This window comes from Pelotomaculum schinkii, from assembly GCF_004369205.1.
Lineage (GTDB): Bacteria > Bacillota > Desulfotomaculia > Desulfotomaculales > Pelotomaculaceae > Pelotomaculum_C > Pelotomaculum_C schinkii.
In genome coordinates this window covers 390,363-409,211 of the sequence record NZ_QFGA01000002.1, presented here as the reverse complement: position 1 = coordinate 409,211, position 18,849 = coordinate 390,363, and the positions used below count along the sequence as shown (strand labels likewise).

At 40.8% G+C, this 18,849-nt stretch carries 17 protein-coding genes; 13 read left to right on the top strand and 4 right to left on the bottom strand.

Features of this window, described 5'->3' with window-relative positions; all coding sequences use genetic code 11:
• Nucleotide 1 precedes the first annotated feature (1 nt).
• Both Psch_RS12925 and Psch_RS12920 read left to right on the top strand, forming a co-directional pair.
• Complete coding sequence (locus Psch_RS12925) at nucleotides 2-1,321, top strand: ATP-binding protein (protein ID WP_190240583.1); 1,320 nt, start codon at nucleotides 2-4, stop codon at nucleotides 1,319-1,321.
• Nucleotides 1,318-3,492, top strand: a complete 2,175-nt coding sequence (locus Psch_RS12920) for a DEAD/DEAH box helicase (RefSeq protein ID WP_190240582.1) — start codon at nucleotides 1,318-1,320, stop codon at nucleotides 3,490-3,492. The genes Psch_RS12925 and Psch_RS12920 overlap by 4 nt, the downstream gene beginning before the upstream one ends.
• Before the next feature lie 438 nt (nucleotides 3,493-3,930).
• On the opposite strand, the gene Psch_RS12915 is transcribed toward Psch_RS12920, so the two are convergent.
• Together Psch_RS12915 and Psch_RS12910 are read right to left on the bottom strand one after the other, a co-directional pair.
• A complete protein-coding gene (locus Psch_RS12915) occupies nucleotides 3,931-5,082 on the bottom strand; it encodes an IS91 family transposase (RefSeq protein WP_190240581.1) in 1,152 nt (383 codons plus the stop codon).
• On the bottom strand, nucleotides 5,075-5,941 hold the full coding sequence (locus tag Psch_RS12910; RefSeq protein ID WP_190240580.1) for a tyrosine-type recombinase/integrase: 867 nt from the start codon (nucleotides 5,939-5,941) through the stop codon (nucleotides 5,075-5,077). Before Psch_RS12910 ends, Psch_RS12915 begins: the two co-directional genes overlap by 8 nt.
• Nucleotides 5,942-6,152: 211 nt before the next feature.
• Here Psch_RS12910 and Psch_RS12905 point away from each other — a divergent pair, with 211 nt between their 5' ends.
• The 6 genes from Psch_RS12905 (at nucleotide 6,153) to Psch_RS12880 (ending at nucleotide 13,974) form a co-directional block, all read left to right on the top strand.
• The gene (locus Psch_RS12905) at nucleotides 6,153-7,757 is read left to right on the top strand and encodes a tetratricopeptide repeat protein (RefSeq protein WP_190240579.1); all 1,605 of its coding nucleotides are present in this window, start codon (nucleotides 6,153-6,155) and stop codon (nucleotides 7,755-7,757) included.
• A gap of 233 nt (nucleotides 7,758-7,990) precedes the next feature.
• Nucleotides 7,991-9,436: a DUF5677 domain-containing protein gene (locus Psch_RS12900; RefSeq protein ID WP_190240578.1), complete on the top strand. Its 1,446-nt coding sequence runs from the start codon at nucleotides 7,991-7,993 to the stop codon at nucleotides 9,434-9,436.
• Nucleotide 9,437: 1 nt separating this feature from the next.
• Entirely contained in the window at nucleotides 9,438-10,526 is a 1,089-nt protein-coding gene (locus tag Psch_RS12895) for a hypothetical protein (protein ID WP_190240577.1), read from the top strand.
• Nucleotides 10,527-10,750: 224 nt separating this feature from the next.
• A complete protein-coding gene (locus tag Psch_RS12890) occupies nucleotides 10,751-11,263 on the top strand; it encodes a mismatch-specific DNA-glycosylase (protein WP_190240576.1) in 513 nt (170 codons plus the stop codon).
• Between the two features lie 193 nt (nucleotides 11,264-11,456).
• Entirely contained in the window at nucleotides 11,457-12,380 is a 924-nt protein-coding gene (locus tag Psch_RS12885) for an HNH endonuclease (protein WP_206663788.1), read from the top strand.
• Between the two features lie 313 nt (nucleotides 12,381-12,693).
• Nucleotides 12,694-13,974 carry an exonuclease domain-containing protein gene (locus tag Psch_RS12880; RefSeq protein ID WP_190240574.1) on the top strand — a complete coding sequence of 427 codons (1,281 nt, stop codon included), beginning with the start codon at nucleotides 12,694-12,696 and terminating at the stop codon, nucleotides 13,972-13,974.
• A gap of 136 nt (nucleotides 13,975-14,110) precedes the next feature.
• On the opposite strand, the gene Psch_RS12875 is transcribed toward Psch_RS12880, so the two are convergent.
• Nucleotides 14,111-14,314, bottom strand: coding sequence for a hypothetical protein (locus Psch_RS12875; protein ID WP_190240573.1), 204 nt, complete (start codon nucleotides 14,312-14,314; stop codon nucleotides 14,111-14,113).
• Nucleotides 14,315-14,330: 16 nt separating this feature from the next.
• Nucleotides 14,331-14,849 carry a hypothetical protein gene (locus Psch_RS20980; protein WP_206663775.1) on the bottom strand — a complete coding sequence of 173 codons (519 nt, stop codon included), beginning with the start codon at nucleotides 14,847-14,849 and terminating at the stop codon, nucleotides 14,331-14,333.
• Between the two features lie 418 nt (nucleotides 14,850-15,267).
• Here Psch_RS20980 and Psch_RS21205 point away from each other — a divergent pair, with 418 nt between their 5' ends.
• The 5 genes from Psch_RS21205 to Psch_RS12850 all read left to right on the top strand — a co-directional run bounded on the left by Psch_RS21205 (nucleotide 15,268) and on the right by Psch_RS12850 (nucleotide 18,817).
• The gene (locus Psch_RS21205) at nucleotides 15,268-15,504 is read left to right on the top strand and encodes a hypothetical protein (RefSeq protein ID WP_243124101.1); all 237 of its coding nucleotides are present in this window, start codon (nucleotides 15,268-15,270) and stop codon (nucleotides 15,502-15,504) included.
• A 215-nt stretch (nucleotides 15,505-15,719) separates the two neighbouring features.
• On the top strand, nucleotides 15,720-15,938 hold the full coding sequence (locus Psch_RS21200) for an S-layer homology domain-containing protein (protein WP_243124100.1): 219 nt from the start codon (nucleotides 15,720-15,722) through the stop codon (nucleotides 15,936-15,938).
• Between the two features lie 303 nt (nucleotides 15,939-16,241).
• Nucleotides 16,242-16,688 (top strand): hypothetical protein, encoded by a 447-nt coding sequence (locus Psch_RS12860; RefSeq protein WP_190240572.1) that lies wholly within the window; start codon nucleotides 16,242-16,244, stop codon nucleotides 16,686-16,688.
• A gap of 90 nt (nucleotides 16,689-16,778) precedes the next feature.
• Entirely contained in the window at nucleotides 16,779-17,540 is a 762-nt protein-coding gene (locus tag Psch_RS12855) for a MerR family DNA-binding transcriptional regulator (protein ID WP_190240571.1), read from the top strand.
• 80 nt (nucleotides 17,541-17,620) lie between these two features.
• Entirely contained in the window at nucleotides 17,621-18,817 is a 1,197-nt protein-coding gene (locus tag Psch_RS12850; protein ID WP_190240570.1) for a M28 family metallopeptidase, read from the top strand.
• The last annotated feature ends 32 nt before the right edge of the window (nucleotides 18,818-18,849 follow it).

Below are 18,849 nucleotides of genomic sequence, written 5' to 3'. Positions count from 1 at the left end.
TATGAACCAGATGAAAATTCCTAAAAGGATATCAACCGCTTTGGTAAATTCGCTGACCTCCGGGGTTGTACCCCGGGTGGGGCTTGAATATATCACTGTCGGAAGGAAATATGAGATCGAAGCCTTGCTGCGGGACCTGGATAATACCGCGGAAGGCGGCGCAGCGTTTCGGCTAATTGTCGGACGCTATGGCAGTGGTAAAAGCTTCATGCTGCAAACCATTCGCAATTATGCCATGGATCGTGATTTTATCGTTGCAGATGCAGATCTATCTCCCGAGCGGCGTCTGGTTGGTACAAAAGGTCAGGGCCTTGCAACCTATCGAGAGCTGATGACCAACCTTGCAACACGTACGCGTCCTGATGGCGGCGCCCTGGAAGTTATTCTGCAAAAATGGATTTCTTCGCTGCAGCAGCGGATCATTCACGAGCAAGGCAGCCGGCCGCCCGAGGATGTTCTGGTACAGTCTGTGGAAGAGCGCATTCTTGAGGCGGCGGGCGAATTAGAAAGCATGGTGCACGGCTTTGACTTTTCATCAGTACTTGCAACCTATTGGCGCGGCTATAAGCTTTCTGACGATGAGAAAAAACAGGCTGCAATGCGCTGGATGCGGGGTGAATTTACGACTAAGACCGAAGCGCGCAATGCGCTGGGTGTCGGCGTGATTATAGATGATAGCAGCTGGTATGATTACATAAAGCTCTGGGCGGAGTTTATAACAAATTTAGGTTATAAGGGATTGATTCTTTTTATTGACGAAGGCGTCAACCTTTATAAAATCACGAATTCCGTTGCCCGCACAGCAAACTATGAAAAATTGCTTATGATGTTTAATGATACCATGCAGGGGAAAGCATCACATTTGGCTATTTTCATGGGCGGTACGCCTCAGTTTGTCGAGGATGAACGACGTGGATTATACAGCTATGAAGCATTGCGCTCCCGATTGATGGAGGGGCGCTTTTCCGGAAATGGATTGCGAAATTTGGCTGCGCCGGCACTCAAGCTCGAAATGCTCTCTAACGAGGAAATCCTTCTGCTTCTGCAAAAGCTGCGTGCTCTATACAGCACCCACTATCATCATGAAAGTCCAATTACCGATGAACAGCTTGTGGTATTCATGGAGAGTGCCGTTGGGAGAATGGGGGCGGAGAAACTGCTGACACCACGAGAGGTTATTCGTGACTTTATGGATATACAGGACATATTGTATCAGAACCCCGATAAAACATTTGAACAGCTTATGGAAGGACATAAGGTGGAGGCAGCAAAAGATGATCCGGACCAGGTAAGCGACTTCCTGACGGAGTTCGAACTATGAGTAACCCTTTTTACCGCTTGGCGCCGTTTATTCAGGAATATATCTATCGGAATAACTGGACAGAGCTGCGAAGTGTGCAAGTCGATGCCTGTCAGGTGTTGATGGATACCGAAGACCATTTGTTGATAGCATCAGCTACAGCCAGTGGCAAAACGGAGGCGGCACTTTTCCCTGCGCTGACTCAGCTTTATGAGCATCCATCCCGCAGTGTTGGTATCCTATATATCGGGCCGCTTAAAGCTTTGATTAACGACCAGTTCGAGCGGTTAAACGACCTTTTGCGCGAAGCGCAGATTCCCGTATGGCACTGGCATGGTGACGTATCCCAGAATGAAAAAGCGAAGCTTTTGCGGCGGCCTTCCGGCGTGTTGCAGATTACACCGGAATCGTTAGAGGGATTGTTGATGAACCGGCCCAATGCAATTCCACAGCTGTTCGGTGATTTGCGGTTTATAGTTGTTGATGAAGTGCACGCATTCATGGGACAAGATCGCGGAACGCAGCTTTTATGTCAGCTTGCCCGCATAGAAAGCATGGCCTGTTGTATGCCACGCCGTATCGGTCTTTCTGCAACGTTGAGCGACTATGAAACAGCAAAGAAATGGCTTAGTGCAGGAACATCGCGCGGTGTAGCGGTTTCCAATCCCTCAGGCGGCAGCAGATTGCGTCTTGCGGTTGAGCATTTTTCTATGCCGGATGCCCGTGATACCGAACAGGCCGAACAACTTGCCCAAGCACGGGCCACATTCTACGAGTATATTTACGATGCCACACATACTAAAAAAGCACTGATATTTACAAACAGCCGGACGGACGCGGAAGAAGTGACGAGGGAAATGCGAACCGTTGCCGCCCGCCGGTGCGAACGCGATGTTTTTTATGTCCATCATGGCAGCATCTCCGCCATGCTGCGTGAAGAGGCGGAGGCGGCATTGCGCGAAGGACCGGGGCCTGCCGTGGCTGCGGCCACGCTGACATTGGAACTGGGCATCGATCTGGGAAATCTTGAGCGGGTAATGCAGGTAGGCGCGCCGTATAGCTGCTCCAGCTTTGTACAACGTCTGGGACGGTCAGGAAGACGCGGACAACCCTCAGAAATGCTGTTTGTCTGTCCTGAGGAGGAAGATGAAAGCGCGCCACTCCCTTCACGTATTCCATGGACGCTGCTGCGTGCCATTTCGGTAATAGAACTTTACACGAAAGATCGTTGGATAGAACCCTTTACGTTGCGCCGTCAACCCATGGGATTGCTATATCACCAGACGATGAGCATTCTTAAAGCAATGGGCGAAGCTACGCCAAGAGATCTTGCATTTAAAGTACTGGCTTTGCCAGCTTTCCGAGAGATCGCTCCTGAGGATTACAAAACATTCCTGCGGTATTTACTACAAACCGATCACATACAACGTGTTGATGATGGTGGATTAATTATAGGCCTGACTGGAGAAAAAGTCGTTAATAATTTTCGTTTTTACGCAGTATTCAAAGACGAAGAAGAACATGCTGTTTATTCCGGCACCGAAGAAATCGGCAGCATTACGACAGTACCGCCGCCGGGTTATGCACTGACGCTTGCCGGACGTTCCTGGCGAGTCATTGAGGTGGACAGCAGGCATAAGGCGGTATACGTCGAACCTGTCCGCGGGCGCTCTGACACTTTGTGGCTGGGCGCTGGAGGAGATCTCGATACAAGGGTCGTGGCAAAAATGCGGGATATTTTGCATAGCAAAGAAATCTATTCTTACCTGCGGCCCAATGCCGTCAAGCGACTGGAAAAAGCCAGAAGGCTCGCATATGAAACAGGTTTGCTGAAGAATATTGTGGTAAACGCCGGGGGGGATTCACTTTTTATTCTGCCTTGGATTGGCAGCAGGCAATTCCGCACGTTGGTCCGGGTGCTTAAATTTATACTGAAAGAACCACTACGTATGCGTACAATACTACCTACTGAGCCTTATTATCTGACAGTTGCAGGACAATGCAGCGCCGAAGATTTGAAACGGGAACTTGAACGGCTTGCTGAACAAACAATTGATCCTTTGAAATTGCTTGATGAAGCGGAAGCCCCGTTCCTGGGAAAATACGATGAATTTGTATCTCCAGATTTATTGCGCAAAGCATTTGTTATCGATGGATTAGACTTGGAATTTTTCAATCATATCAATTATTGAGCTAAGCCAAGACATATGGCATTGCTAAGAAACATGCATTCATTAGTCCTTATCATATACATGCAATATTTATCGTTATAAAATATCTAAAAAATTGGCATTGAGGTAGCGTCTTATTATTTACAAATTAGCATATTGTCTAGCAAATTATCCGAAGTTAGGCGTAAAAAAGCTCAAACCCGAATCAGAGTTTGAGTAAATTAGAAGCAGGTTCTGGTGGAGATACTACTACTTACCTAACTTTGGATAATTACATTGCACGAAACCGCGGTTGATGGGTGGTCTCGCTATGGGGATTGAATATCTTATCTCCCGTCTAATTTATATGACTTAAAGGGAAACTCTGTAACAAAATGTATCAGAGCAGCGTTAAATCTTGGTGAAATAGATATAGATTCCCCCTCCCCATGACAGGGCAATTTCTTAAATACATTCAATTTAGATACTGATAGGGGGAGATTTACCCAAGCACATAAACCGTTTGAGTTTTTCCGATCCGCAGATAGGGCATTTAGATAAATCTATTCCAGTAAGCTTCTGGATGAGTTGAAGTGTAGATGCTTTTTCTTGAGTTAAAAGAGGCGTATGGGTAAGCTGTATGCAAATCTTCAGTTTGGTTGTCTTGTTACGATTGCCCAGCAAGCCGTAGTGTCTGATTTTCATAAAGCCACTCGGTAGGATATGAATAAGAAATCTACGGATAAACTCATCGGCGGAAAGCGTCATCACCTTATGCTTATTGTCATCCTTGTAGTCCCGCCATTTGAAGGTAACGGTATCATTATTAATGCTAACGATGCGATTATTGGATATAGCCACTCTGTGAGTATATCGACCCAGGTATTCAACAACACAAGCAGCATTTTTAAACGGTGGTTTGCAGTAAACAATCCAATCTTTGCCATAGAGTGAGGATAGAAGCTTTTCAAATTCCTTATTGTCGGCAAGATAGGTCTGACTGCCTTGGAATTCAAGTTTGTTTTGGGTATAGAGTTGTTTAAGGTAATATAGGAATTTGCCCCTAAATTTACGTGAGAGGACTTTTACCGGGATGAAGAATTTCTTTCTACTATTCACCCATTTTCCAATAGAGGATAATCCACCGCCGGGTACAATACAGTGAATATGGGGGTGGTGCATGAGGTTTTGTCCCCAGGTATGGAGAACAGAAGAGAAGCCAATCTTTGCCCCAAGATATTTCTTATCAGATGCTAATTCGGCAAGAGTTTCAGCAACGGCCTTAAACAAAAGGGTATATATAACTTTTTGATTTTGGTAGATGATTGAGTTGAGAGTATCCGGGATGGTAAATACCACATGAAAGTAACCGATATCGAGCAGATTTCTTTTCTGGTTATCAATCCAGCGTTCTTTGGCAAAAGCTTGGCATTTAGGGCAGTGTCTATTACGGCAAGAATTGTATGAAATTCGAGTATGACCACAATTGTCACAAACCTCCTTGTGGCCGCCTAACTTTGACGTTCTGCATTTTTGAATGGCTGACATCGCTTTATGCTGTACAAGAGTAAGCTTGTGATTGGTACGATAGTTATTGCCGTACTTCAGGAAGATATCTTGAACTTCAACCATTAGCTTTTTCCGATTGAGTAGTCATTTGATCAAGGGGACTTGTTGCGTTGAGAGATTCAATTTTAACCAAATGCAAGTAAACACAGGTCGTATTGATATTTGAGTGACCGAGCAGTTGCTTAATATGATAAATACTAGTGCCGGATTCCAGCAGGTGGGTAGCGAAACTATGCCTTAGCGTATGGACCGTAACGTTTTTAGTGATTTTAGCCTTATTTATATATTTGCGAAATAGATTTTGTACAGCTCTAGGTGTTATATGTGTGCCGGTATGATTTCTGCTGTAGAAAAGCCATTCTTTAGGGCGGTAAGCTTTCCAGTAAGCTCTGAGTATCTCAAGGTTGGCTTGAGAAAGTATAGCATATCGATCTTTACTTCCTTTAGCGTTGCGGATAAATAACTGCATTTTATCGCTTTGAATATCTGAAACTTTTAGGGAGGCCACTTCACTTAGACGTAGCCCAGCACCATATAGAGTCATAAGGATGCATTTATCTCGCAAGTTATTGCAGGCGTTAAAAAGGGTTTGTATCTCTTCTTTGGTAAGGATGTCAGGCAGTTTGTGTGGTTTACGGTGGCGAGGGATTTGCCTATGGTTTAAGCTGGCATTCAAAGTTACACCATACAAAAAGCGGAGACCGCTATTGTAGGTATTTACCGATTCAGGAGCAAGCTTCTTAACTGTAGTGAGATAATGAAGAAACTTTCTAACATCTTCAATACCAAGCTCGGTTGCAGGTTTATCAAAGTGATCCTGAAATAGTTTAGCTTTTGTAAGATACTCATCCTGAGTGGACTTGCTTAAACCCCTAAGTTCTACGTCGAATTTAAGCTTGGCTAAAACTTCTTCTTTAGTCATGGTACAAACATCTCCTTTAAAATAAAGTAGCTATATTGTAAAGGAGACCAATAAAAAAAACTGAATCTTTACAGATCAGTTCGGGAAAAGCCGATTTGGGAATATTGGAACCACCGCGACAGCGGTTTAGTGCTATGTCTATTAGCGGAAGTTAATTATATAGTTATTTAAACAAGTACCCCGGAGCAAATCTGAATGATGTGAGGTAAACATGAAACCAGAACTTGAGAGCTTAGTTGACAAAGCGATTGGGTACTATAATGCAGGTGACTTCGAGAAGGAAATTGAACAATGGAAATTAGTTATTAAGCACGACTCCAAAAACCCTCTTTGGGTACATAATTTAGCATTGTCCTTAATGAATAATGCAGATTATAACGGATCATATATCTTATTTGAATATTTACTGCAAAACTATCCTGATCTGTCACGCGTACATAATAATTTTGCAGTATTACTAATCCGTATGGGTGCTGATAAACAAGATCTTATTCCCGTATTAAAGAATGCCCTAATCCTTTCGGAAGACGTAGAAGAGTTCATTTCGCACTTTATGAATTTGTGCAACATTATAGCATATGGGTTTGAAGGCGATGCATCTATACTATTTGATGAAATAGAAACATTACTTCCAGAAATAATGGAAAAATTATACGAACCTAAGCGAGTAGATCAAAATTTGATCTCTATGACGCAAGTATTACAGGGAATGCGCATAGTTTCAACTTATAGAAGAAATTTTGCAAATAAGAAATGGAAAAGTGCTGAAGAATCCTTACAGCAAGCAATATGGGTATTTTCAAATCTTGGTTTAAATAATTTTGTAAATGGGATAAACCACTATGTTAAGCCTCTCTTCCAATTATGTAAAGAAGTAATGCTTTTATTAGAGGAAATAGGAACAAATACGGAGCTTTCACCTGATGTTGCTTTAAACAAATTTAAATGTTTGTTGGAATTAGCACAATCATCTGAAAGACGTCAGGATTCTGTTAACGTAAGGTTATTAGACATGTTGGGATGGTTCATGACTAGTTTTGTAAATAATCTTGTATTTATAGCTGATCCTAAGACACCTTATAATCAAGATACCTCCCCACAACAGGCTATTATGTATTTATCTGCTAACTACTTTAATAAATTGGGGAGTGATTTAATTTCTATTCTCAATTTTGTTAATAATCAATGTGCAAATTTAAGTGAGCATGCAGACAGAGTGTTTAGCAAGAAATTGATAGAAGAATATAGAAATACTGTCTGGAGTAAAATATCACTTTTTTGTAATGGTTTGGTTTTGGATTTTTGCGATGTTGATTTAAAGCTGTCTCGAAGTATGTTGGGATGGGATAAAGACCCAATTAATGTTTCTATGAAAGAGATTCAGGAATTTAAATCTTTGGTTGAACGCCAAACATATGCTGATATATATGTTAATGGCAAACCTCAGGAAAATATTGCACGAGCCCTTTTACAAACTTTTTTAACATCTAGGAGTTATAGGGAAGTTTTAGTTCGAGGTGGGAGGTCGGATTTACTATCTTTTACTAAGAATGGTCGATTTTTATATGAAACTAAAATTTGGCGAGGGCAGGATTATTATATTCAAGGCCTAGAAGAGCTAGAAGAATATATTATAGGAGAAGATGATGAAAATTTATTAGGTGTATTTTATGTTATTTTTGACCCTACAAAATCAGGAAAGGCTAAAAAACATATTAATAGTTATATTAAAACTGTGGGTAGATATCATGTAAACGTAATAATTATACATATAAAACCTCAGGTTCCCAGCAAGAAGGGAAAAGATAGTTTGTAAAAGAGATAAGAGATAGTATTTTAAAAGGGTAGTGGTATGTGTAATTATTAATTTACCTTCCTATTATCCATAAAATATACTCATTAGGCTAATAATGGGCAGTTACGAATTATGTGTGTTATAGCAATTAGGCGAAGTTCGTATGGGCTCAATTATGGCTATAATGTCAAGTTTTTAAAAGCGGCAGATAATGATGATAGTGTGATTGGTTATCGTCGAAGGTGAGGCAATAAATGAACCATAGTAACCTTTCCGCTCATAAATTTAAAAAAGGTAAGTTTGTAACACCGTGGAATGAGATTATGGATTCATTAAGCCGTGAAGAATCTTGGTTTCATGGACGCTTGCCTGAGTATATATGGCTCGGATTAATTATAAATGAATACGGGCGTGAAGACGGGTTCAAAAAATGTCATGACATTTTGAACAAACTGCATAATCTACTGCCTACACAATATGTCCCTCGATTTTCTTCTGTGCTAAATATGGAAGAGCAGAAACAAAAAGAATTTTATTTATATATTATGGAAATAATCCCTGCTACAGTAATATCTCCATTAACTACAATATTTACTTTCAGTCAGTTCCCATACTTTTCTACAACTTTCGCATTAGGACGACAAAGTATCAGTGAACGGCATAACAAAATAAGCTTAGTTCTGGATAAAGCAAGTGATCATCAAACACATTTTTCTACCGATATTCGATTTTTGGTATTGTACTTTCAACTTTTATCTGGAAGATTGCATATGCCAAAGGAGATATTAGAGCTTATTTTGGAATACCCCCACCTGTCCCACGAGGATAAAAAAATGCAAATGGTCCGTCCAACGGTACGTTCAATGGAAATGTCACACAACATGATTGAACCACCTGATGCAAACTATATTGATATGTTTTGGGAGGCCGTCAGTCGAATGAGCGATTGCAAAATCATTAAGCTTGATTATGAGTTGGAAAAGAGTGATACAAATCTTTATATAGATAAAGTTGAAGCAATTCTACGATACTATTCGGAATTGCTTAAATCGAGCAGTCCTTTAGATAATAAAATGCTTGTACTGTTTGGAATCACAACATTCTCTTACAAGCGTCTGGTTGAAGTGGTTAAGCACAATTTATATAACGCCATTGCAGCCAGGAGTGTTGTTCGTGTTTTGGTAGAAGACTACATAATGATTAAATACTTACTCAAAGAAGAGACGACACACACAGATATTTGGACAGAATATCAGTATTACGGTATCGGTCAGTACAAATTAGTTGTCGAACGAATTTTGGAATACGGAAAAGATGACGGTGACAGCCATGTCAATGTCAAATACCTCGATGCACTTGTTAATGAGTACCGTGATAAAGAATTTATAGATATGGATACATCTTATTTTGATAAAAAGAATGTGCGGGAAAAAGCCATCTATGTGGGTGAGAAAGACCTGTTTGGTCATTATTATGACTATGACTCGGCTTTTGAACATGGGCTTTGGGGGGCAATAAGAGAAAGTTCTTTGCTAAAGTGTATGTCCCCTGCGCATCAGTACCACTGTGTTCCTGATTATGAGGGCACACAGAATATGAAAAGTGTATGGCACGACTGTGTTCAGGTTATGAATAAAACCCTATCCGTTCTGGAAAACACATATGGTCTACCTAGCTATTTGAAAATTGAGGATCAGTAAAATGCAATACGCCGATTGTGCAATGGCCGAATTAGAAGAACTACAGAAAAAATATAAAGATGTTCTTGTGAAAGCGAAAGACAGCATTACACAATCGCGCTCGTCGGCGGCTGTGGACGAAATTGGTGTCTTTTGGTTTGAAAATAAAAAGTTTGTTGAATTTATTTTGGCTCAATATTTTGCGCCATATAGCACATATGTCTTTACTGCCGTTACGATGATGGATATTAATGATAATGAACATTATCCCTTTTCTGTGTTGGGTCTACACCATGTTTATGACGACCCACTCTATAAATACATTAATATTGCGAATCAGATCGAGAATCCCAAATTTGATGAGGAGTTGCAACAGCATATTAGCAATGCTATTGAGGATAACATTAGAATTATCGATTCTTGCTCCGGCATTATTTCAGTTTTACCTGTTCGCTACTTTGCTAATCAATCAAGTGATCTGGCGTACAGAGCTGCGAAACAGGCTTTTTTCAGCATGTTTAGCGATAAGACTGACCAGAAAACATATAAGGACAATTATATTACTATAGAAGATGTAGTGGCTGGATTAGCACCCCATGCAAAAGATACAATTATATTTGATACATATGATGAGGAAAATCTTGACTTACAGAGCCGGTTTCTTAAATACAAACAAAACACTGTACTTCCCATTTCAAAGGACATGAATGATGCTCAAATTTTTCAATTTGCAATGCAGGGATATTTTTATCAGGCTTTTGAAACCCTACTTATGTGTGCAGAGAATCGGTTAATTCCATATATCAGATTTGATGCAGCTTTTCACTATATGCATATGTTATCCGGTAATTTAGGGAATAGCCCTGAATCCCTTGATATGATTTACAAAGGCATAGTTGCTCATGTACATCATAATATTTTTGATAAAGAAAGGTTTACGAAATTGAAATTTAGAGAGTATCACACGGTCATGCAAGAAAGTAACTATGATGCTCGTCTTTTTGAATCATTAGAAAAACAGGGTGTGAATAAGCGTACCCCATCTGTGAAAGCTATTGCCGAAACTTCGGAAGCCATATTGGAGTCTATATTACTTAAGTATAAGATATAGACTACTGATTGTCCATATAACCTAAACTTAAGGCAAGATTTCGAATTGCACGTAATGTTTATTATCCAAAGAAGTGAATTGTGCATCATATGCCCATTAGGCTAATAAATCGGAAACTTATCGATGGTATTAATCTGCTGATGATTTCGTCTGACAATTGAACTACTATCCCAGCAAGCGGGATTATTGGTTGTGTCATATGTCATAAGGTAAGATATTCTGATATGTTTTACTTAATGGAGGGCGATTTTATACTGCCGGACGTTTTAAAACCAAATCTCAAGGTGGTTTTTTGTGGTACAGCGGCAGGAGATAAATCCGCCATGAGGAAGGCTTATTATGCTGGACCGGGGAACAAGTTTTGGCCCATACTATATCGTATTGGATTGACCCCAGTCCTGTTTGAACCAAAAGATTATCAAAGACTCTTGGATTATAATATCGGACTCACTGATTTAGCAAAGGGAGTTTCAGGGGCTGATTCAAAACTCAAGAAATCAAATTTTGATGCTGAATCTTTAAAAGACAAAATATTAATGTATGAGCCAAATGTATTATGTTTTAACGGAAAAAAAGCTGCTCAGGAATTCATGGGTAGAAAAGATATTGATTATGGTTTGCAGAATAAAAGAATAGGAAAAACTCTGTTGTTTGTTGCCCCGTCAACTTCCGGGGCTGCGAACGGTTTTTGGAATGAAAAGTACTATATTCAGTTAGCTGTTATGCTTCAGTGTTGATTAGATCAAAAGTTTTTCAGATGCCAGCAAAGGTACCGAGTAGGCTTTTTGAGTCCCCCTTGATTTCTAAGGCCGCCGAATAAAGAACAATGATTAAAAATATGTAAAACTATTTATTACGAGTAATAGCAATTACTGTTGACAAGCCAGGATTTAACCTTCTTTTTTGCCGGGTGGTGATATTCTCGTGAAGATGTATGTTGGAGTTACAGATTATGATTGGTTTAATATTTTAAAACGGGCCAATTGTGAGGAGGTGAATTTTTGGAAACCTGGTGGCCGTACAAATTTTAAGGCTTTAGATGAAGGCAACCTATTTCTTTTTAAACTACATAGTCCAAAAGATTATATTGTAGGTGGAGGGTTACTCCTAAAATATTCTATTTTACCCTCCTCATTAGCTTGGGATGCTTTTGGTATTTCCAATGGTGCAAATAGCCTTTTGGAACTCAACAACCGGATTTATAAATACAAAAAAACCAATCGCTTGTCTGATCCTGATCCAAGCATCGGATGTATTATCCTATCCACACCTTTTTATTTTGATGAGCAGCATTGGATTCCGGTTCCCCGGGACTGGAGCAGCAGTATTGTCCAGGGTAAAACTTATGACACTGAGGAAACAACTGGACTGGCACTTTATAAGCAGGTGCAAGAAAGGCTCAGGTTGCAAAGTGTGTTGCAGTTAGGGGTTAGAGAAAACAGTCAAAAATATCGTTATGGGAAAGAACAAGTTGTTACACCAAGGATCGGTCAGGGTGCTTTCAAAGTGTTGATCACAGACGCATACCATAGGAGATGTGCAATCACGGGAGAAAAAACCTTACCAGTTTTGGAGGCAGCACATATAAAACCATACAGTTTAGAAGGACCACATGAAATTAGTAACGGGTTGCTGCTTAGAAGAGATTTTCATACTCTGTTTGACAGGGGTTATATCACGGTCGATAAAGATCTTACCGTAGAAGTTAGTCATCGTATAAAACAAGACTTTGGCAATGGAAAAGAATATTATGCCCATCATGGGAGCAAATTGGTTATTTTGCCGGAGCGGAAAGAACAGCTTCCAGACACACGTTACCTGGAATGGCATAATGAGAATGTTTATCTTGGGTAGAATATCTAAGAATATGTAGATACAATACCATGATTTGCACAACCCATGTTTTTCTTTGAAATACAGCTGACATCAAGAAGAGGAGCAAATATCTCGTGTAGTATCGGTGCCTTGATACTAGGTTCGCTCAGCTGTTTATGCTTACAGTGGCTGCGGGATTAGATATAAACAATGCTGCCGGGGGATTGAATATGTGGGGTTTAAAAGGCATGTTGCATTGTGACAGTAAATTGGAGGAGCATTACCGGAGAAAGTAAGACAGTTACTCCAGCGCTTATTATATCAACTACCTTAGATATGGGAGGGGTTTGATATGAGCTTTAAATTTTCGGTACTGGATATTGAAACAACTGGGTTATTCCCTGCCAAACATGATAAGATCATCGAAATAGCAATTATCAATTTGGATTCGAAAGGAAATGTGCTCAGTGAATTTGAGACCTTGATAAATCCAGATAGAGATCTTGGACCAACTAATATACATGGTATCTCAGGAAGAATGGTTCGAAACGCCCCGCGATTTGAAGATATTATTGGAGATATTTTTGATAACTTGGCAGGAAACATACTAGTTGGTCACAATATAAGTTTTGACATGAGATTTATTAAATATGAATCTGAGAAAATGGGTTTCAAGATACCGGATGCGCCACAAATATGCACTATGCGGCTTTCAAAAATTGTTGATCCTACTGTTCCTAGCCTACAGCTAGGCTCCCTTTGTAACTATTTTGGCATCACCACCGAGAAGCATCATGCTGCCTACTTTGATTGCCTTCATACGTCAAGACTATTCATGAAGCTTTTACAAGATTTTGGTTCAGACAATTTACCAAATTTGACTTGTGCTCCTGTAGAAAAAGACTGCTGGCCCTATGTTCCTAAATCAAATAAATATTATAAGCGTGAAAATTATAGCCTGCAAAAAGAAGACGATTTTATAAGCAAAATTATTAATCGTTTACCGAATCTAGCTGAAAGCGGAGAAAATGGGTTTATTGAGTACCTTGGCTTACTGGATGAAATTCTGGCTGATAGAAAAATTACATATGACGAATCCGAATCTCTTTTTGAGTTAGCCAGTCAATATAATATAACCAAGCCACAGGCTATTTCCTTACATAAACGCTATTTGGTAAATGTCACCCGCATTGCGTTAATGGATGGTATAATAACTGATTTTGAAATGAAAGATATTATGCAACTAGCTAAACTGCTTCATATTGCCCGGGATGATTTGGATGTAATAATTCAAGAAGAACAAAAAAATATAGTTTCCAATGGTGTAGTGAAGCCTGAAATAAAAAACGACATTGTAGGAAAATCTGTTTGTTTTACCGGAACATTAACTGCTTTATATAATGGGAATCCCATGGCACGCGAGATGGCGCAGAAAATGGCAACGGAGCATGGGCTGATTGTGAAAAAGAGTGTAACCAAAGATTTAGATTATTTGGTAACTGCTGACCCGGATTCAATGTCCGGAAAAGCGAAAAAGGCCAGGCAATATAACACGAAAATTCTTGTCGAGCAGGCATTTTGGAACTTACTCGGCTTAAATTCTAAGGCTACTTCTATACATAATCTTAATTAATTGCATATTCCGTTACCTGAGTGAGACTTGACCGTTTGATGTTTGGCATGGTTCCGCGAAGATTGTGTATAGCTTGTTATTTCCTAATCCTGTCCACAGAATCAGCGGCCTTGCTTGGTGTACTATACCTAACTCTTTATACTCGAGCCTCCAACATTGTCGCATCACTTGTGAAGCACGACCAGAAGTCTAATCCCACGTTATTGTTAAAAGCATAAAATGCATCCGAATAGTGCATTGAAACGGTGTTTTCGCTCCAGCCCGGGTGAGCAGCACTTAGATATGCTTTAAATTCACGACGTAACTTTTCAATTTGCTGTAAAGGTATTGTTGCATCCATCTTTATCTCCTTCAAATCATTCTATATCAGGCAAACCCAATTTATTAATAACTTTAAGAAATTTCTTCCAGTGGGGCGGGAACATATTGCTGCCATTGCATTTCAGAGGTTTTCTATCAATGAAAGTGATTTCAAGTCCCCACTGTGTCCCATCAAGTATACCGGGATCAATGTAGTGTTTTTTCCAGTCGGGAATGTAACAACGATATAATCCATGTACAAACTCAAGCCATTCTTCTGTACTTAACTGCTTTTCAATTGACTGCATATAAGAGACACTTAATGGAGGGGTATAGGTAGCAACAGCACCTGTTTCGGCTTTAGCTATTGATAAGGAGTGGTATCCACCGAAATAGCCTCCAAGGCTGAAATTGAAACCGGTAGTGGCAAGTTCCATATCCGTTGTCAGATAACCAAAATCTTTTTTACACTTATTGCAGTGGTGGGTAGGGGCGTTCCCTGTGATGCAGCAGCCACCAAAAACAATTTCTTTTTTATTGAGTTTTTCCTGCAACTCTTCGGTAAAAGCAGGCATACCCCATAGGATTTTTGCTGTATTTCTGGAGCCGCAGCGTGGGCAAATTCGCCTTGGCATAATGATCACTCCCTACCAATGCTATGAGAACCTTTGTTAATGAGCATCTGGTAAATTGTTCTTTATATATTTGATACATCCTCCTTTAAAAGTGCCCTGTAGCTATTTTTCTAAGTGAAATATATTTACTATAATACGTTAAGTTGATACCTGGTAAATATTAAGGCATCGTTTAGACAATAAGGGTTAGATAAGAATATAATCAACTCAACTTTTGGCCTGGGATAAGGATTGGATAAAACGCGTGGATGTTATCATTTCATTAGGCCAAAGCGACTTAGCGAACCTTTCCTCATGTAAGCCCGTCTAAGGATATGAAGAGCTTAAAGAAAACAATAACAACATGAGGTGAAATGAAATGAGCATCAAATCTAAAATGGTTTCACTTTCCGCGGCAGCCGTACTGACACTAACATTTGCAGGACATAGCTTTGCAGCGGCAAATCCATTCACAGATCTGACGAATGTAACTGCAAAAGAAAAAATAATTGCACTTCAAGAACAAGGATATGTAAAAGGCGTCGGCGATAACCTATTTGCCCGGATGATCCAATTACAGCGGCTCAAAGCATTCAACTTATTGTTAATTCGCTAGATTTAAATCTTGATCTGGTAAGATTCTTTAAAGAGCCTAAAGCGACTGATTATTTTGCCAAGGCTGATAATGATGCCTGGTATGCAGATGCTCTAATTGTTGCTTCTGTAAACGGGCTTGAACTTCCGGCTGATTTAGACCCGAATCAAGAATGGACACGTGAAGAGTTTACTTATCATCTTATTCAAGCGATAGAAAACCATGGCAATCTGCCAATGATCAATCTTGTTCCGGTTGAGATCGCCGATCACGATCAGCTGACAATTAGTTATGATGGTGCTATTCAACGCGCGCTCTTTTATGGCGTTACTAAGCTGGATGCTGAAGGTAAATTCAATGCGAAAGGTAAGATTTCCCGTGCAGAAGCGGCAGAACAAATCTACAATGCACTTGAATACCTTAAGGCACATCCGGCGCCGGCTGCAACTGAGTAAATGATCGTGTTATGTTACTGTCTAAGTTTAATTAATAAATCTCGCCTCAAGTTTCAAAAAACTGATCAATTTGTGCTCCTAGCTATCCAGAGATTGAAACCTATATTGAAGAATAGAGGTTTTGTGCTTCTGTTAGTTAATTCAGTTGTAAAATTGTAGTACAATACCATTGTCTCTTTCCATAAATAATAATCAAACAAATCGCAATTAAATGGTGTGGGGATAACGGAATCAGGTAATAATTCAGCAGGTTAATCGGCCGTCTTGATGACAGTAAGAACTTTTAAAATGGAGGTCTACCAGGTGAAAATAAACATCACTAAGAAAGAATACGTTAAACTGCTAGACATGTTCTATATTGCAGATTGGATAATGCATGCATTTTGCTCTGAGGAAAGAGTGGAAACAAAAGAATACAGGGACTTGGAACAAAAGTTTTTTTCGCATGCTAAGGAGTTTGGTGTTGATGACCTAGTTGAGAAGTACCCTAGTGAAGGAGAGTTTTATCCAGCGAGGAAGTTTGAAGATGAAACTCCGGCAATGGATTTTATTGATGAATACAATGAAGAGTCATTTTGGGACGAATTGATTGAGCAGCTCGCCCGAAGGGATATGATCGAAAAACATGGCCTTGACAAAATGAAATCTATTTTCGAGGACGAAGATATTTTCAACGAGTTAGAGGATCTCAAAGATAAATATGCTAGAGAATTTGAAGAAAATGGAATACGGCGACTACGGTTGTCTTAACTGGTACAGCAGTCAGGCTGTGAGTTATTTGACAGAATAAAACTATGCAAGCTATCATAACAGCTCATGTAATTCCTGTGGTATGTTAATATGAAAACTTATAAAACTTCACAAATCGCAGAAAAATGCAGAGTTCATCCCAATACGGTCAGGCAGTACGAGGAACTTGGCTTCCTGCCGCCGGTGCCAAGAGCGGATAACGGCTATAGACAGTACGGCGAGCTGCATCTTGAACATGTGCTCCTGGTAAAAACGGCTTACAGAAGCACATGGCTCGGGGGTGTCATACGCCAAAAAGCTCTGGCTGTTCTCAGTCTGTCGGCTGCCGGCAGCTATAAAGAAGCGATGCGGGCGGCGCAAGAACACCTGGCATTGGTAAGTGCAGAACGGGAGAAAGCCGAGATTGCGGCCTGGTTCCTTGAGGAATGGGCGGCCGTAAGCGATAACCTGACCGGTTCAGACTTGCGGTCTTGGAAAACAAAAGATATAGCCAATCGGTTGGATATTACCCTTGATATGCTCAGAAGCTGGGAGAGAAACGGTTTGATTTCCGTTCCACGTAACCAGGACAACGGGTATCGTTATTACGGGGAGCATGAAATCCGGCGGCTATATGTGATCCGGGCTTTACGCAAGGCCAGGTTCAGTCTGATGTCTATTTACAGTATGTTTTGCCATTACGACAGGGGTATAAGAGAAGGGCTGACCGGTATACTAAATGAGCTGCCGCCGGATGAAGAAAACATTTTTTACAACACGAATGAGTGGCTTACCAAGATTAGAAGCATCGAGCAATCAGCACATGAGCTAATCAGCCGGTTGACTGTTATTAAAAATTTGTGTTCATTATAAAACCCTCCATTAGTGCACCAGGGTTTAAAGTCTGATGTATTATTGGACTGGAAAACGTCAGGTACAAGGAGGGTTTTTTTATGGCCAATTTCAATCAGAAAGGGTATGTGGAACATTGCATTAACAGGCTGTCTGTTGAGATCGGGGCACGTCCCGCCGATTCTTTAGGGCACCTGGCGGCAGCGGATTTCATTGCCGGGGAAATGAAAATGGCGGGGTTTGATGTGGTTTTACAGAAATACCCTTGTCCTGATTGGCGGGATTTTTACAGCGAATTGACAGTGGGGGGAAAAAGGGTACCTGCGGCGGTGAATACTTTCTCGCCTTCATGTGATGTGGAAGCCAAACTGGTTCCGGTTTCGTCAATCGAAGATCTCAGCCGTCTTGATGTGACAAATAATAGTGCGGTTGTATATGGAGATATAGCTTCTTCCAGTTTTTTGCCCAAGAACTTTGACCGCCGTTATTACGTGGTTGAAAGCCAGGACCGCTTTATGGAACTCCTGGAAAATATGAAACCCGGCGCGATTATTACCGTAAACCACTATGACAGACCCCGCCCGGTACTGCTTGAAGACAGTGAATTATCCATTCCGTCCGTTACGGTATCCAGGCAGGACGGGCTGTTCGTGGTACAAAATGCCGGCCTCAAGGGCAGGCTCAAAATAGTCAGCGCCAGAAGAGAAAGCTACGGTTCCAACGTGATTGGACGGCGGCCCGGCAATAGTGGTAAAAAAATTGTGATCTGCGCCCATTATGATACAAATCCCGCCACGCCGGGAGCTATGGACAACGCTGCCGGTATTTCGGCCTTGCTGTTAATCGGCCGGTATCTAAAACAGGTGGAAACCAAACACAATATAGAATTTGTGGCCTACGGCGGCGAAGACAGCTGGTTTCCGGGAGACGCTTTATACACCAAGGAATATCCCCCGCAAAACACTGCCGCGGCGATTAACATTGACGGCATAGGATTTAAAGAAACACAAACCTCCATAACCTTTTTCGGATGCCCCGAAAAACTGCAGGATAACATAATGAATACAGCCAAAAGGTATGGAGACTTTGTTAGCGGGCAGTTTTACGAAAGCGACCACGGCTTTTTCTGGCCGCTGGGAATTACGACCCTGGCTTTTACAAGTAATGAGGTTATGGGGCTTTTAGGTAAGATTACTCACACCGAAAACGACACCCCGGATATCCTGGACAACCGAAAAATTGAACAAACGGCAACCCTTATACGTGATGTTATTTTGATGCTGGAGCAAAAAAGGTAGGCGTGCAATATATAGACGAGGCTGTAAGAATG